This is a genomic window from Cedecea lapagei (assembly GCF_900635955.1).
In the GTDB taxonomy this organism is placed as follows: Bacteria; Pseudomonadota; Gammaproteobacteria; order Enterobacterales; family Enterobacteriaceae; genus Cedecea; species Cedecea lapagei.
In genome coordinates this window covers 3542076-3556001 of the sequence record NZ_LR134201.1, presented here as the reverse complement: position 1 = coordinate 3556001, position 13926 = coordinate 3542076, and the positions used below count along the sequence as shown (strand labels likewise).

The following is a 13926-nucleotide window of genomic DNA, read 5'->3' as shown; positions in this document are numbered from 1 at the left end:
TGAGTGTTAACGTCATGCCTTAACCCCGCAGGGACAGAGAAAATGAAAAATCTTATTGCAGAGTTATTGGTTAAACTCGCCGAAAAGGAAGAAGAGTCAAAAGAGTTGGTCGCTCAGGTGGAGGCCCTGGAAATAGTGGTGACGGCCTTATTGAGGCGGCTTGATCAGGGAGAGCGTTCGGCGCTGGTTGCCAGTATTGAAGGGGCGTTAGATGATGCCTCCCCAAAGGCTGCAGTGCCCGTCCAGGATACCGAATTACTCCGTCAATATTTAAAAAAGCTGCTTATCCATCCTCGTAGTTGAATCAAATTTTGCTGTCATATTAGTGTCATAAGTCATTTTTATACTCGCTCTGTTTTTTATTTATATTCAGTAGTTACTACATGGAGAAAATAAAGTGAAACAGAGCGTAATTATCGCCAGCCTGCTGCCATTGCTGTTCGTCAGCACCCCATCACAATCACAAGAAACATCGCTACCTTCTCTGGAACATCGTGCCGCTCAGGGAGATTTAACTCAGCCTGGCGGCGCACGTCGTATTACAGGCGATCAAACCGAAGCTATTCGCGCCTCGTTAAACAATAAAACGGCAAAAAACATTATTCTGCTGATTGGCGACGGAATGGGCGACTCGGAAATAACCGCAGCCAGAAACTATGCCGAAGGGGCTGGCGGCTTCTTCCGCGGCATTGATGCTTTACCGCTCACCGGGCAATACACCCACTATTCCTTAGACAAGAAAACGAAAAAACCGGATTACGTAACCGATTCGGCAGCCTCTGCGACGGCGTGGAGTACCGGGGTAAAAACCTATAACGGCGCGCTCGGCGTGGACGTTGACGGAAAAGATCACCTGACCATCCTTGAGCTGGCAAAGGCCGCGGGTAAGGCAACGGGCAACGTTTCAACGGCTGAAATTCAGGATGCAACGCCTGCCGCGCTGGTTTCCCACGTGACCGGACGTAAATGTTATGGTCCGGGCGCGACCAGCGAAAAATGTGCAACCAACGCGCTGGAAAACGGCGGTAAAGGTTCCATTACCGAGCAGCTGCTGAATACCCGAGCCGACGTAACGCTGGGCGGCGGGGCTAAAACCTTTAGCGAAGTGGCGAAGGCCGGAGAGTGGAACGGTAAAACGCTGCGCGAGCAGGCAGATGCCCGCGGCTACCAGTGGGTAGACAGCGCGGCTGGCCTTGCAGCAGTGACCGTCGCCAACCAGCAGAAACCGCTGATAGGCATGTTTGCAGACGGTAATATGCCGGTACGCTGGGAAGGGCCGAAGGCATCCTATCACGGCAATATTGACCAGCCAGCCGTCACCTGTACGCCAAATCCAAAACGCGATGCCAGCGTACCGACCCTGGCGCAGATGACCGAAAAAGCTATCGATCTGCTTAAAGGCAATGAAAAGGGCTTCTTCCTGCAGGTCGAAGGTGCCTCAATTGATAAACAGGATCATGCCGCTAACCCGTGCGGACAGATTGGCGAGACGGTCGATCTTGACGAAGCCGTGCAGAAAGCGCTGGAGTTTGCGCGCAAAGATGGCAACACTCTGGTTATCGTCACGGCGGATCACGCCCACTCCAGCCAGATTGTGGCTCCGGACACCAAAGCTCCTGGCCTGACCCAGGCGCTGAAGACCAAAGACGGCGCGGTAATGGTGATCAGCTACGGTAACTCTGAGGGGGAATCCCAGGAGCATACCGGCACCCAGCTGCGCGTGGCGGCCTATGGTCCACATGCGGCAAACGTGGTGGGGCTGACTGACCAGACCGACCTGTTCTACACCATGAAATCGGCAATGGCGCTGGAGTAAAGGCGCACCAGGGCAGCAGGTGAGAAAAAAATGCGGCGGAAACGTCGCATTTTTTTTGCCTTAGGCCAGGCTTTAATCGTCACTATAAAAAAGGAATAAGGTATGAAATTTTCATTATTAGCGGTGTTACTGGTAGGGCTGGTTGGGTCCGCAACGGCGGCAGATAAAACAATGACCCCGCAGCAGCAGCGTATGACAAGCTGTAATCAGCAGGCGGCCTCGCAGTCTCTGAAAGGGGACCAGCGTAAGAGCTACATGAGCAGCTGCCTGAAAGGGGAAGCGCCGGCGGCGGCAGGGAAAACCCTGACGCCTCAGCAGCAAAAAATGAAGGACTGTAATGCGGATGCCGCGAAGCAATCGCTGAAGGGCGACGCCAGAAAAACCTTTATGAGCAACTGCCTGAAGAAAAAATAAGTTGTTTTGAATGACCCTCACCCCGGCCCTCTCCCTAATAAGGGAGAGAGGAACAACCGATGATCGGTACTCGATCCAATTCCCTCTCCCCGGTGGGGAAGAGGGTTAGGGTGAGAGGCTATTTCAATATCAGGACTTACCGAGCAGCTCCGACTTCGCCATACACTTCACCATCGCTTCCATCACGGCAGCGCGGAAGCCTCTCTCTTCCAGCACCTTAACCGCCTCGATGGTGGTGCCGCCAGGGGAGCAGACCATGTCTTTCAGCTCGCCCGGATGCGTGCCGGTTTCCAGCACCATTTTGGCGGAGCCCATTACCGCCTGAGCGGCAAACTGATAAGCCTGTTTGCGCGGCATCCCGCCCAGTACGGCGGCATCGGCCATGGCTTCGATAAACATAAATACATAGGCTGGCGCTGAACCGCTGACGCCGACGACCGGGTGGATCATCGCTTCGCTCACCACCTCTGCCTGGCCGAAGCTGCGGAAAATACTCACCGCATCGGCAACATCTTCTGGCGTGACCAGCGCGTTTGGCGTCACCGAAGTCATGCCCGCGTTAACCAGCGCCGGGGTGTTTGGCATTGCACGAATAATTTTGCGATCGTGACCCAGCACTTTTGCCAGCGTCTCCAGGGTAATGCCAGCGGCAATGGAGATGATTACGGTGTCTTTATTCAGGTCTGAATTAACTTCACTCAGCACCTTCAGCATGATGTTTGGTTTCACCGCACCGAAGACGATGTCGGCTATCTGCGCGACTTCCTGAGCGCTCTGTGCCGGATTGATACCGTACTCTTCGCATAATGCCTGAACTTTGTCCGGCGACGGGGTGTAGATCCAGATATTGCCCGCCGGTACGAGGCCGCTGGAAATCAGGCCGCCGAGAATAGCTTTGCCCATGTTGCCGCAGCCAATAAAGCCAATTTTCTTATCCATAGCATTACTCCATGGTGATGTGTTTTGTTATCTGATGGCCATAGCTTAACGCGCTTTTCACCGCTTAGGCTACGTTTGCACTTCACGGGGCGTGGCCAGCAGTTAAAACAGATAAATTTTGCCATTCGGCAAAAGCACGGCAAAATCTGTCTATTCCCAGCGACAGACAGGAGCCGTAATGCAAATTTGGGTGGATGCCGATGCGTGTCCGAAGGTGATAAAAGAGGTGCTTTTTCGCGCGGCCGATCGCGCTCAGGTGATGGTCACGCTGGTGGCAAATCAGGGGATGAAAACGCCGCCATCGCGCTTTATCCGCAGTCTTCAGGTGGCCTCGGGGTTTGACGTCGCCGACAACGAAATTGTTCGTCGCTGTGAGAAAAACGATTTGGTGATCACGGCCGACATTCCGCTCGCGGCAGACGTGCTGGAAAAGGGGGCGATTGCGCTGAACCCTCGGGGCGAGCTTTATACGCCTGCGACCATTCGTGAACGCCTGACGATGCGTGACTTTATGGATACCCTGCGCGCCAGCGGCGTGCAAACTGGCGGACCGGATAGCCTGAGCCAGCGCGACCGCCAGCTGTTTGCCAACGAACTTGAAAAGTGGCTGCTGAGGGTCGCGCGGGCGCAGAAGTCTTAAATAAAGCTGTCGTCGTCGTCGTAATCGTCGCCACCGAAATCATCGTTACCGAAGTCGGTGTTATCGTTGTCTTGCGATGCCCAGTTGCCCTGGTTAAGGAACTGGCGATCGTCAACCTGGCTGTAGTCGTTGACCGAATCAAACGAGCTGTTATCAAAGGTCGGTGCCGGCTCGTTGATGATATTTACGATCTCTTCCGGCTGGCTGCGGTGGAACATGCTGGTTAGCATTTCGGCCACCACAACGCCTCCTGCTACGCCCGCTGCGGTTTGCAGCGCACCCGAAAGGAACCCGCCTCCGGCGCGCGGCGCGCTGGCAGGAGCTGCCTGAGGCGCTCCGTAACCCCCCTGCTGAGGCGCGCCATAGCCCGGCGCAGATGAGGTGCCGTAGTTCTGGCTACCTGGAATAGGATCGGCACCGCGAGAGCTATTATTGCTGCTGCTGCTGCCGCCGAATAATCCAGCCAGAAAACCACCGCTGCTCTGCTGCTGACGAGACTTCTGTTCAAGCTCGTTGACTTGCGCCTCCAGCGCCTGAATTTTGCCGTTAAGCTGCTTCATGGCCGCTTCCTGGATAAGGATCGTCTGCGTCATGTAGTAGGCGGCACCCGGCTGCTGGCTGAGGTGTTGCGCAATCCGCTGTTCTGCGGCCGCATCGCGGGTGGCACTCTGGCTTTCGGCCTGTTTCAGACGGTCAAAAAGCCCGTCGATAAGACGCTGCTCTTCAGATTGCATGGTTCATACCTCTGTCATGATGAAGTCATAAAACGAGTGTTGCTTATATTCAGCGTCGGTGAAACGCCTTAATCGTAAAGCTAACCATAAATGTGTTACCGAATCTCAGATTAAGGGTTGTCATTGGCCTGGCGTTTAAAGTATTGTGACGCTGTTGGCGGGTGGTGGATTTACTTTACACCTGTTAAAGGCCTGTTAAGGCTGGTATTACTGACTCTCCTGCGATTGAAACTATGATTGTAACCTTATGTTTACGCTTTCTCGCGTGCTAGTTTGATAGTATTATCGCGTTCTGCACTTGTCCCTGGTGGCCCGAGGCCAGCATTTCGAAGGATTATCTCTGATGACTCAACCCCTATTCTTAGTCGGCGCGCGCGGCTGTGGTAAGACGACTGTCGGTCAGGCACTGGCGAGAACGCTGGGTTATGCATTTGTCGATACCGACAGCTTTCTGCTGGCCCACACCGGCAAGAGCGTTGCAGAGATCGTGGCCGAAGAGGGCTGGGAGGGTTTTCGTGCCCGTGAATCCGAGGCGCTGCAGCGCGTGACTGCCCCGGCGACCGTTGTGGCCACCGGCGGCGGAATGGTACTGGCAGACAGTAACCGCCAGTTTATGCAGGAAAACGGCATCACCGTTTGGCTGCAAGCCCCCGCTCAGGTTCTGGCTTCACGCCTCAACGCCTCTCCGGAAGAGGAGCAGCGCCCAACCCTGACCGGAAAAGGCGTGACCGATGAAATTGTTGACGTGCTCGCCGCTCGTGAAGGGCTGTATCGGCAAGTTGCCCGCCACATTGTCGATGCCACCCGTCCTCCGGAAGCGGTAGTAGAAGCTATCCTCAGCGCATTACAAATGGCCCGCGCCAGTTAGCCTATACTTAACGCTCATCCCTAAAAAATAAGGACGAGCGATGGCAACTCAACCTCCTTACCCCCGTGAAGCCCGGATAGTTGAAGTGCAGAAAGGTGCACCGGGCGCAACCGTCACCTGGTATCAGCTGCGGGCGGATCATCCCCATCAGGACACGCTGATAAGCGAGCACGAAACGCGTCAGGAAGCCCTGGATGCAAAACAGCGCTATGAGGACCCTCAGAAATCCTGAGGGATCGCCCAGGCGTGCGGATTTCATCTGGTTCCAAAGACACGGATATCTCGTTCATTTATTTAAAATATATCTACGTTGAGATGTTGCTCATTAGTTGATGTTTCGTTAAGGATTTCGATGTCGCTCTGGTTGTATGCTGCGGATTACGGCGAGTACAAACGATCGACCCTGGCAGAGTTATTTCATAGCGGACGTGGGGCAGTACAGCGAAGAGGGCGGTGACTGAGTAAGAGCGGAGCGAAGCATGAAACCAACTGTAGCCATTCTCACCGTCGGCAAAGTGTCTGTAAGTGAGGTTTTACCTTTTTTAACTGAACATCTCTCTGAGCAACAAATCTCGCAGGTAAGCCTGCTTGGCGGCCTCTCTTGTGATGAGGTTCGTCGCCAGTTTTCCCCCTCGCCCGGTGAAGAGTCTCTGCCCGCTTTGCTGGCGGACAACACCCTTACCACGGTCGGACGCGACAAAATCTCTATTGCCATGCAGGGGATCATCGAGCAGCTGGATAACCAGGGCTACGAGGTGATCTTGCTGATGAGTACGATGCCGCTGACGGGACTTAGCGCCCGTAACGCAATTTTGCTGGAGCCGGAGCGTATTATTCCGCCGCTGGTGGCCTCTATTGTCGACGGTCATCAGGTCGGGATCATTCTGCCGGTCGCCGACATCATTAAGTTTCAGGAGCTGAAGTGGCGCAAACTCTCTCATCCGCCGCTTTATGCTCTTGCTAATCCGGTGCACGGCAGCGAAGCTGACCTGCTTGAAGCGGGTAAAAAGCTCATGGCCGAAGGCGCCGATGTTCTGGTGCTGGACTGCCTCGGCTACCATCAAAAGCATCGGGATTTGCTGCAAAAGCAGCTGGATGTCCCGGTACTGTTATCTAACGTGCTGGTCGCCAGATTAGCGGCAGAACTGCTTATCTGAACGGAATTAACAATTTGCGTGACAGGCCGGAGAGTTCGCCTCTATAGTGGTTTTTTCACTAATGTCGATTAAGGGCCTGTCCATGCTTCAGAGTAACGAGTACTTCTCCGGTAAAGTAAAATCCATCGGTTTTACCAGCAGCAGCACCGGTCGTGCCAGCGTTGGCGTGATGGAGGAGGGGGAATACACCTTCGGGACCGCCCAGCCGGAAGAGATGACCGTCGTAAGCGGCGCACTGCACGTTTTGCTGCCGGGGGAAACCGAGTGGAAAACCTATGCTGCAGGTGAAGTGTTTAACGTACCAGGCCACAGCGAGTTCCATCTGCAGGTGGCAGAGCCGACCTCATATCTTTGCCGCTACCTGGCCGATAAATAACTGCTTTTAAGCCCCTCGTTTTACGATGAGGGGCTCTCTTCTACGAGCCATTCGCGCAATTAACGCTGCGCTTCTCCGCCCAGCGCTTCAACCAGATTGTTGATAAGCGCCGACAGTTCACCTGTCATCAGAATGAAATCGGCATCGAAACGCTGGCCAAAGTCTTCCCGGTCGATGTCGTCGTTTTGCTCGCGCAGGGTATCGGCAAACTTCAGGCGTTTGACGGAGCCGTCGTCGGCCAGCACAAACTGAATACGTTCCTGCCAGTCGAGAGCAAGCCTGGTGACCACTTTACCGGTTTCAATGTGCGCAGCGATTTCATCGCATACCAGCTCCTGCTGCTTACAGCGGATCACGCCGCCGCCCTCAAGGATAGCCTTGAGTTCAGCTTCGTCCATCAGCGCAAAGCCCGGCGGAACGTCGCCTGAGCGTACCCACTCAGTGAGGGTCAGTTCGATAGGGTTTTCCAGCGCCAGCGGCACCACCGGCAGCGATCCCAGACTTTTACGCAGCAGCGCCAGCGTATCTTCCGCTTTTTTGGCGCTGGCGCAGTCGACCATGATCAGGCCATTGACCGTGTCTATCCACATCATCGTCTGGCTAAAGCGGCTGAAAGCGCGCGGCAGCAGGGAGTGCAGCACTTCGTCTTTCAGGGCATCTTTCTCGGTCTTTTTCAGCTTGCGGGCCTGCTCCGCTTCTAGCTTGTTGATTTTGGCTTCCAGAGCCTGTTTGATGACCGGTGAAGGCAGAATTTTTTCTTCTTTACGGGCGCAAATCACAATCTGGCCATTGGCAACATGGGTTAATGCATCGCTGTGCGAGCCCATCGGCGACACCCAGCCGGTTTTGGCCATGTCCTGGCTGCCGCAAGGGGTGAAGGTGAAGGCGGCTAACTGTTTTTCCATTGCATCCGCCGTCAGCGTGATGTCACGGCTTAAACGGTAAACCATTAAATTTTTAAACCACAGCATGATTCTGTCCCAGGTTGTCAGTTAAACGCAGCGGGCATGATAGCGAATTGGCGGCCTCGTTTCATTGCCTTTGCTTGGGCTGCATTCTATGCTTTTGATAATTATCACCAAATGAGGAAGTTCATGTGCGCATAGGTATCGATCTCGGTGGTACAAAAACAGAAGTGATCGCGCTGGCAGACGACGGTAAGCAGCTTTACCGCCACCGTTTGCCGACGCCTAAAAACGACTACCAGGCCACCATCAAAAACATCGTTGAGCTGGTGCGGCTGGCGGAAGAAGCAACGGGCGAGACCGGTACGGTAGGGCTTGGGATCCCGGGATCAATTTCCCCCTATACCCGAGTGGTGAAAAATGCCAACTCAACCTGGCTGAACGGACAGCCGTTTGATAAGGATCTCAGCCAGGCTCTTAAGCGTGAGGTTAGGCTGGCGAACGACGCCAACTGCCTCGCGGTATCGGAAGCTATCGACGGCGCGGCGGCGGGCTCTGCAATCGTCTTTGCGGTGATCGTCGGTACCGGCTGCGGAGCGGGCGTGGCGATCAATGGCCGGAGCCTGATCGGCGGCAACGGCACGGCGGGTGAGTGGGGGCATAACCCGCTGCCTTGGATGGATGAAGATGAACTGCGTTTTCGCGAAGAGGTGCCTTGTTACTGCGGCAAAAAGGGGTGCATTGAGACCTTTATTTCCGGCACCGGTTTTGGCGCTGATTACCAGCGCTTGAGCGGCAAAACCCTGAAGGGGAATGAGATCATCAGCCTCGCCGAGCAGCAGGATCCGCTGGCCGAGCTGGCGATAAGCCGCTATGAGATGCGCCTCGCTAAATCATTGGCGCATATCGTCAATGTTCTGGATCCGGATGCGATCGTGCTGGGAGGCGGCATGAGTAACGTGGAACGGTTATACCGCACGGTGCCGCAGCTGATTAAGGCGTGGGTGTTTGGCGGCGAGTGTGAAACTCCAATCCGCAAGGCGGCCCACGGCGATTCCAGCGGCGTTCGCGGTGCTGCCTGGCTGTGGCCGCTGGAGAAGTAAATCGCCCCTCACCCTAACCCTCTCCCCTCGGGGAGAGGGGATTAAAAGAGAGAGCGGTTTTCTTTCTCTACCTCAAGGGTTGTGGTTCAGTCACAAATACGCTCTATGAAGGATCGGCTAAGGTTCCGTTCACTTCCCGCCCTGTTTTATATACCGGCACCGAGCCTCGCTTCAAATCCGCAGCCACGCCTTTGTTCCCGGCTCTCATCGCCCCCGGCTATGACCCAACTCAGGCGGGGTTGAGCTGTCGGGAACAGCGAAAGAGAGCGATCGTCGGGAACGAATCGCGAACGACCCCGAATGTTTGGGTGATAGCCGGTGGGTTTACCGCTTTAGCGGCGATGAGCTTGCCGGGCGCCGGGGGTTGTCAGGGGGCATGGCGTAATGCCCCCTGACACGTTCACCGTGCTGTGAACGTGCAGGGAAAAAAGATCTATGGGTGAACGGAATAGCGGCGGAGCGAAAGATATCTCCCGGAAGATTTGAAAGGCAAATGTGGCTAAGAGACCCTCCTCCGGGTAAAGGTCAATCCACCGCAAAAGCCTTATCCAGTCGGCTAACGCCCAATCCGTTAATTTTCTTCACCTTAATCTGCACCGGGATCCGCTCTTTCATTGCCTCAACGTGGCTGATCACGCCGATGGTTTTGCCGCTGGCATTCAGCGTATCCAGCGCATCCAGGGCGGTATCCAGCGTCTGCGCATCAAGGGTGCCAAAGCCTTCATCGAGGAACAGGGAATCAATGCGGGTTTTATGGCTTACAAGATCTGATAAAGCGAGCGCCAGCGCCAGGCTCACCAGGAAGCTTTCGCCGCCGGAGAGGGTACGTGTATCCCGCACCGCATCTGCCTGCCAGGTATCAACGACCTGCAGTTCGAGCGCCTCATTATCTTTGCGCTGAAGCAGATAGCGCCCGTGCAGGCGATTAAGCTGATTGTTTGCCAGCCAGACGAGATTATCCAGCGTCAGTCCCTGGGCGAACTTACGGAATTTATCCCCTTCTTTGGAACCGATAAGCGAATTGAGGTAGCCCCAGTCTTCCGCCTGCGCTTCACAAGCCTTTATCTCCAGCATCAGCCCCTGCTGGCGAACCCGGTTTTCCTCGTCGTGACGCAGCTGCTGGCTGATTTGCCCCTGGCGGGAAGCGTTTTCACGCAACTGGAGAGTGAGCGTGGCGATACGCTCCTCCAGCACGCTAAGTTCCGTCTCTTCACTCAGGTTTTCCGGACGCGCCGAGAGATGCTGAGCCAGCGCGCTTTCGGCCTGTTCCAGCAAGGTCGTCGTCTGCTGTAGCTGGCGCTCCAGCTGCTGTTTGCGTTGCTCAAGTTCGAGACGCTCGGCCTCCTCCAGCAGAGCGCTCCGGAAGTCGGCTTCATCGCTGAACTGGCTGGCCTGGAGCGCGGCGCTGAACTGCTCTTGCGATGCGGTGGCTTCTGCCTCGCTTTGCTTTAGCTGCTGTTGCAGAGACTGACGCTGGCCTTCAAGGAGATTGCAGTCGTTATGCAATGTCTGCCAGTTTTGTAGCGCAGCCTGGCGCTCGGCCTCCTCAAGCTGCGGAGGCGTCGAGCCGTCGTCCACCAGGGTTGCGAGCAACATTTCAAGGCTGGAAAGCCGCTGGCGAAGCTGCGGCAGTTTATCCTGCTGCTGTTGCCACTGCTGAGATTCCTGCTGGCGAGCCGTGAGCCAGCTTTGCTCTTCACCCGGCTCGGGACGCTGAAGACCAGCCTGCTCCAGCGCCGATTGTAGCGAAGCGCGCTGCGCCACAAAGTCTGCGTTCAGCTTTTCATGTTGCTGGCTGTCGCGTTGATATTGCGCTTCAAGGGCCTGACGTTCGCCAAGCTGGCGCAGCTGCTGCTCTCGTTGTTCCTGCTCGTCGAGCCAGGCGGTGAGATCGTCCTCAGGCGTTAACGCGATGCCTGAGTCTGCGCACTGCTGCTGCCAGCGGGCCGAAAGCGAAGCTTCCTCTTCCTGAAGCGCGGCGCTGGCCTGTAGCAGCTTTTCGCGCTGCTGGCGTTGGGTATCAAGCTGACCTTTTAGGGCAAAGCCAAGCTCTGCGAGTTTTGCCACCTCTTGTTTAAGGGCGGCAAGACGCTGCTGATTCTCGCCCGGCTCCAGGGTCTTATAGGCTTCAACAGACGGATGTTGGGTTGAGCCACAAAGCGGGCATGGAGAGTCAGGCTGTAAAAGTGCGCGCTCGGCTTCAAGGCTTTGTATGCGTCTTTCCTGCTCGACGACTTTTTCCAGATCGGCTTCGTGCTGGCGTTTATCTTTGTATTGCTGACGTTTTTGGGTCAGCTCAACGTCGCGCTCAGCAATAAGCTTCTCCAGCTCTTTCAGCTCCCGTTGCTGCTCGGTTTTGCGTTTCTCCAGCGCTGAAAACTGCGGCTGCAGGGCGGCCAGCTGCTGGCGAGCTGGCCGGGTTGCCACCATTTTTTGTAAATGGGCGCTTACTTCCTCTGGGGAGAGCGTCAAGGTAGGGGCGGGCATCGCCTGCAGTTTTTGCTGGCTGGCCAGCAGCGCCTGCTGCAGCTCAGAAAGCTGTCTTTCATCGCGCTGCTGCTGCGTAAACGCCATACGCCAGCCCGTCAGCTCGGCGGCCCACAGGCGATAATGGTCATGGGCCGTGAGCCACGCCTGCACCTGCTGGGCTTCCGACTGAAGCTGCTGAGCCTGTTCGGCGGCTAAGCGGCGGGTTTGCTGGCGACGAACGGCGAGCTGATGTAAGCGAGTATTCACTTTTTCCGCAGCTTCACCGTTTTGCTTTAACACCTGCTGTTTTTCCTGCAGCCGCTGCCAGTGAGGACGCAGTTTTTCCGCCGGTAGCGCTCTGGTGAGTCTGGCAAGCAGCGGTTCCGCGTCTTTCAAGGCCTGATTTGCGCCGTTTAACGCGAGCTGTTTCTGTTCTTTATCGGTGGCGAGCCGGATTCGCTGGCTAAGCCACTGCTGATGTTGCTGCTGCTGTTTCTGCTCTGCAGAGCGCGTTTTCTCTTCAAGAGTGAGCGTCTGCAAACTCTCTGTCAGCTGTTGCTGCTGCTCTTCGCTCAGCAGCGCAACGCCTGCTGCCTGCGCCAGCAGGTTTTCCAGACGGCTTTTGATTTGCTTATGGTTTTCAAACACCGCCGCGGACACGGTGCCGTAAATCTCCGTGCCGGTCAGCTCTTCGAGCAGCGAGGCGCGGTCGTTGGCATCGGCGTTTAAAAAGGCGGCGAACTGCCCCTGGGAGAGCATCATCGAGCGGGTGAAGCGGTCGTAGTCCAGCCCGGTCAGCGAGGCGACAATCTCAAGCTTGTCTTTGATTTTATCCGCGAGGATTTTGCCGTCGCTGATTTGGGCCAGCTCCACGCGCGGTGCCTGAAGGTTGCCGTTTGCCGCGTTGCGAGCTCGGTTCTGGCTCCAGAAAGCACGATAGCCAACGCCTTTGACCTCAAATTCCACTTCAGCCAGGCACTCTGCGGTGTCCCGCGTCATCAGATCGTTTTGCGACTGCGAAACGGTATTGAGGCGCGGCGTCTTGTGGTAAAGCGCCAGGCAAATGGCGTCCAGCAAAGTCGTTTTGCCCGCGCCCGTCGGACCGGTGATAGCAAACAGACCGTTGCTGGCGAAAGGCTCCTGGGTAAAATCAATTTTCCATTCGCCTTTCAGGGAGTTAATGTTTTTTAACCGCAGGCTTAAAATCTTCATGCCTGTTCCTCCTGCTGGTGCAAGTCTGAAAGGGTTTGTGCAAACAGCGTCCTTAACCGCGCGGCACGCTCGTCGCTGGTCTCTTCCTGGCTCAGCCGTCGCTCAAAAACCTCTTCAACGCTTAACTCGCTTAGGGTCTCTTTATGCTGGCTGGCAATCACCCGTTCGCGCTGTTCACGGCTGCGGCGCAGCAGAACGACTTCGACTGGCAGCTCGTCGGTAAGCGCCTGGACCTGGCGCTGCATGTCGTGCAGATATTCGTCGGTAGCGATTTCGATATCCAGCCAGACTTTCGGTTCGGCAGGGGCGCTGCGCCACTGCTCAAGCTGCTGCTCAATCTCACGCAGCGAGCCTTTGACGATGGCCAGCGGCTGGCTGATCGGAACTTCCAGCGCTTCAACGCCTGCCAGTGCAGCGCCGCTAAACTCGACAAGAAAAACGCTTTTCGCTTTGCCGGTTTCGTCGAAGCTCAGCGGAATCGGTGAGCCGCTGTAGCGAATATGCTCGCTGCCGCCGATTTTCTGCGCGCGATGAATATGCCCGAGTGCGATGTAGTCGGCAGGCGGGAAGTGCTGGGCCGGGAAAGCATCCAGCGTGCCAATATAGATGTCACGAACCGCATCAGATTTCGTTACGCCAACGGTGGTCAGGTGCCCGGTGGCGACAATGGGCAGCGCTCTGTCGCCGCGCAGGGCAACGGCTGCCTCATAGCATTGCTGATAATGTTCGCTGATGGCCTCCATTAAGGAGCGCTGTTTTTCATGGCCGGACAGGCCGGCCTGGCTGCTTTGAATATCGCGTGGCCGCAGGAAAGGAATAGGGCAGAGGACAGCGCCCGGGGTGCCGTCTTTTTGATTAAGGAGCAGCGCCTGCTCCGCTTTTTGGTGACGAGCGCTGGCAATCACTCGGGTATTCAGGCAGGCCAGCAGCTCGCGGGATTCGTTAAGCGTGGCCACGGAGTCATGGTTGCCCGCCAGTACCACAAGCTGGCAGCCGGTGGCCTGCAGCTGCACCACAAAGCGGTTATACATTTCGCGTGCATAGCTCGGCGGCGAGCCGGTATCAAAGATATCTCCCGCGACAATAATGGCATCCACCTGATGCTCCAGCGCGGCGTTTAGCAGCCAGTCGAGAAAGGCCTGGTGTTCTGAAGCCCGGCTTTTGGTGTAAAAATTTTGGCCGAGGTGCCAGTCTGATGTGTGGAGAATGCGCATAACCTGTCCCGTGGCAAAGAGGCGAAGAGTCGATTATAAGCTATTGAGCTGGCAGCGTAACTGCCAGTAAAAGTCTGCG

At 56.0% G+C, this 13926-nt stretch carries 14 protein-coding genes; 9 read left to right on the top strand and 5 right to left on the bottom strand.

Going from position 1 to position 13926, the window contains the following annotated elements; genetic code table 11:
• The first annotated feature begins 42 nt into the window (after positions 1-42).
• The 3 genes from iraP (at position 43) to EL098_RS17415 (ending at position 2230) form a co-directional block, all read left to right on the top strand.
• Entirely contained in the window at positions 43-303 is a 261-nt protein-coding gene (gene iraP / locus EL098_RS17425) for an anti-adapter protein IraP (RefSeq protein WP_126357356.1), read from the top strand.
• Positions 304-397: 94 nt separating this feature from the next.
• Entirely contained in the window at positions 398-1816 is a 1419-nt protein-coding gene (gene phoA, locus EL098_RS17420; protein ID WP_126357355.1) for an alkaline phosphatase, read from the top strand.
• 102 nt (positions 1817-1918) lie between these two features.
• On the top strand, positions 1919-2230 hold the full coding sequence (locus tag EL098_RS17415) for a PsiF family protein (RefSeq protein WP_038475163.1): 312 nt from the start codon (positions 1919-1921) through the stop codon (positions 2228-2230).
• 129 nt (positions 2231-2359) lie between these two features.
• On the opposite strand, the gene proC is transcribed toward EL098_RS17415, so the two are convergent.
• Positions 2360-3169: a pyrroline-5-carboxylate reductase gene (gene proC, locus EL098_RS17410; RefSeq protein ID WP_126357354.1), complete on the bottom strand. Its 810-nt coding sequence runs from the start codon at positions 3167-3169 to the stop codon at positions 2360-2362.
• A gap of 178 nt (positions 3170-3347) precedes the next feature.
• Between proC and EL098_RS17405 the strand changes: the two genes are divergently transcribed.
• Complete coding sequence (locus EL098_RS17405) at positions 3348-3809, top strand: YaiI/YqxD family protein (RefSeq protein ID WP_126357353.1); 462 nt, start codon at positions 3348-3350, stop codon at positions 3807-3809.
• On the opposite strand, the gene EL098_RS17400 is transcribed toward EL098_RS17405, so the two are convergent.
• Positions 3806-4543 (bottom strand): DUF2076 domain-containing protein, encoded by a 738-nt coding sequence (locus EL098_RS17400; RefSeq protein WP_126357352.1) that lies wholly within the window; start codon positions 4541-4543, stop codon positions 3806-3808. The two genes, EL098_RS17405 and EL098_RS17400, sit on opposite strands and share 4 nt — an antisense overlap.
• Before the next feature lie 343 nt (positions 4544-4886).
• Between EL098_RS17400 and aroL the strand changes: the two genes are divergently transcribed.
• The 4 genes from aroL to ppnP all read left to right on the top strand — a co-directional run bounded on the left by aroL (position 4887) and on the right by ppnP (position 6944).
• A complete protein-coding gene (gene aroL / locus EL098_RS17395) occupies positions 4887-5411 on the top strand; it encodes a shikimate kinase AroL (protein WP_126357351.1) in 525 nt (174 codons plus the stop codon).
• Positions 5412-5451: 40 nt separating this feature from the next.
• Positions 5452-5643: a YaiA family protein gene (locus EL098_RS17390; RefSeq protein ID WP_126357350.1), complete on the top strand. Its 192-nt coding sequence runs from the start codon at positions 5452-5454 to the stop codon at positions 5641-5643.
• Positions 5644-5890: 247 nt separating this feature from the next.
• Positions 5891-6568, top strand: coding sequence for an AroM family protein (locus EL098_RS17385; RefSeq protein ID WP_126357349.1), 678 nt, complete (start codon positions 5891-5893; stop codon positions 6566-6568).
• Positions 6569-6650: 82 nt separating this feature from the next.
• A complete protein-coding gene (ppnP, locus tag EL098_RS17380; protein ID WP_126357348.1) occupies positions 6651-6944 on the top strand; it encodes a pyrimidine/purine nucleoside phosphorylase in 294 nt (97 codons plus the stop codon).
• Positions 6945-7003: 59 nt separating this feature from the next.
• Here ppnP and rdgC read toward each other — a convergent pair whose 3' ends face one another.
• Entirely contained in the window at positions 7004-7915 is a 912-nt protein-coding gene (rdgC, locus tag EL098_RS17375) for a recombination-associated protein RdgC (protein ID WP_126357347.1), read from the bottom strand.
• A 125-nt stretch (positions 7916-8040) separates the two neighbouring features.
• On the opposite strand from rdgC, the gene mak reads away from it, so the two are divergent.
• A complete protein-coding gene (gene mak / locus EL098_RS17370) occupies positions 8041-8952 on the top strand; it encodes a fructokinase (RefSeq protein ID WP_126357346.1) in 912 nt (303 codons plus the stop codon).
• Positions 8953-9477: 525 nt separating this feature from the next.
• Here the strand turns inward: mak and sbcC are convergent.
• Both sbcC and sbcD read right to left on the bottom strand, forming a co-directional pair.
• Complete coding sequence (sbcC, locus tag EL098_RS17365) at positions 9478-12633, bottom strand: exonuclease subunit SbcC (RefSeq protein ID WP_126357345.1); 3156 nt, start codon at positions 12631-12633, stop codon at positions 9478-9480.
• Positions 12630-13847, bottom strand: coding sequence for an exonuclease subunit SbcD (gene sbcD / locus EL098_RS17360; RefSeq protein ID WP_126357344.1), 1218 nt, complete (start codon positions 13845-13847; stop codon positions 12630-12632). The genes sbcC and sbcD overlap by 4 nt, the downstream gene beginning before the upstream one ends.
• Positions 13848-13926 lie beyond the last annotated feature (79 nt).

Excerpts from the sequence above, each read along its gene's own strand:
- iraP (WP_126357356.1), top strand. The coding sequence starts at position 43 with ATGAAAAATCTTATTGCAGAGTTATTGGTTAAACTCGCCGAAAAGGAA.
- EL098_RS17415 (WP_038475163.1), top strand. The coding sequence starts at position 1,919 with ATGAAATTTTCATTATTAGCGGTGTTACTGGTAGGGCTGGTTGGGTCC.
- proC (WP_126357354.1), bottom strand. The coding sequence starts at position 3,169 with ATGGATAAGAAAATTGGCTTTATTGGCTGCGGCAACATGGGCAAAGCT.
- EL098_RS17405 (WP_126357353.1), top strand. The coding sequence starts at position 3,348 with ATGCAAATTTGGGTGGATGCCGATGCGTGTCCGAAGGTGATAAAAGAG.
- EL098_RS17400 (WP_126357352.1), bottom strand. The coding sequence starts at position 4,543 with ATGCAATCTGAAGAGCAGCGTCTTATCGACGGGCTTTTTGACCGTCTG.
- aroL (WP_126357351.1), top strand. The coding sequence starts at position 4,887 with ATGACTCAACCCCTATTCTTAGTCGGCGCGCGCGGCTGTGGTAAGACG.
- EL098_RS17390 (WP_126357350.1), top strand. The coding sequence starts at position 5,452 with ATGGCAACTCAACCTCCTTACCCCCGTGAAGCCCGGATAGTTGAAGTG.
- EL098_RS17385 (WP_126357349.1), top strand. The coding sequence starts at position 5,891 with ATGAAACCAACTGTAGCCATTCTCACCGTCGGCAAAGTGTCTGTAAGT.
- ppnP (WP_126357348.1), top strand. The coding sequence starts at position 6,651 with ATGCTTCAGAGTAACGAGTACTTCTCCGGTAAAGTAAAATCCATCGGT.
- rdgC (WP_126357347.1), bottom strand. The coding sequence starts at position 7,915 with ATGCTGTGGTTTAAAAATTTAATGGTTTACCGTTTAAGCCGTGACATC.
- sbcC (WP_126357345.1), bottom strand. The coding sequence starts at position 12,633 with ATGAAGATTTTAAGCCTGCGGTTAAAAAACATTAACTCCCTGAAAGGC.
- sbcD (WP_126357344.1), bottom strand. The coding sequence starts at position 13,847 with ATGCGCATTCTCCACACATCAGACTGGCACCTCGGCCAAAATTTTTAC.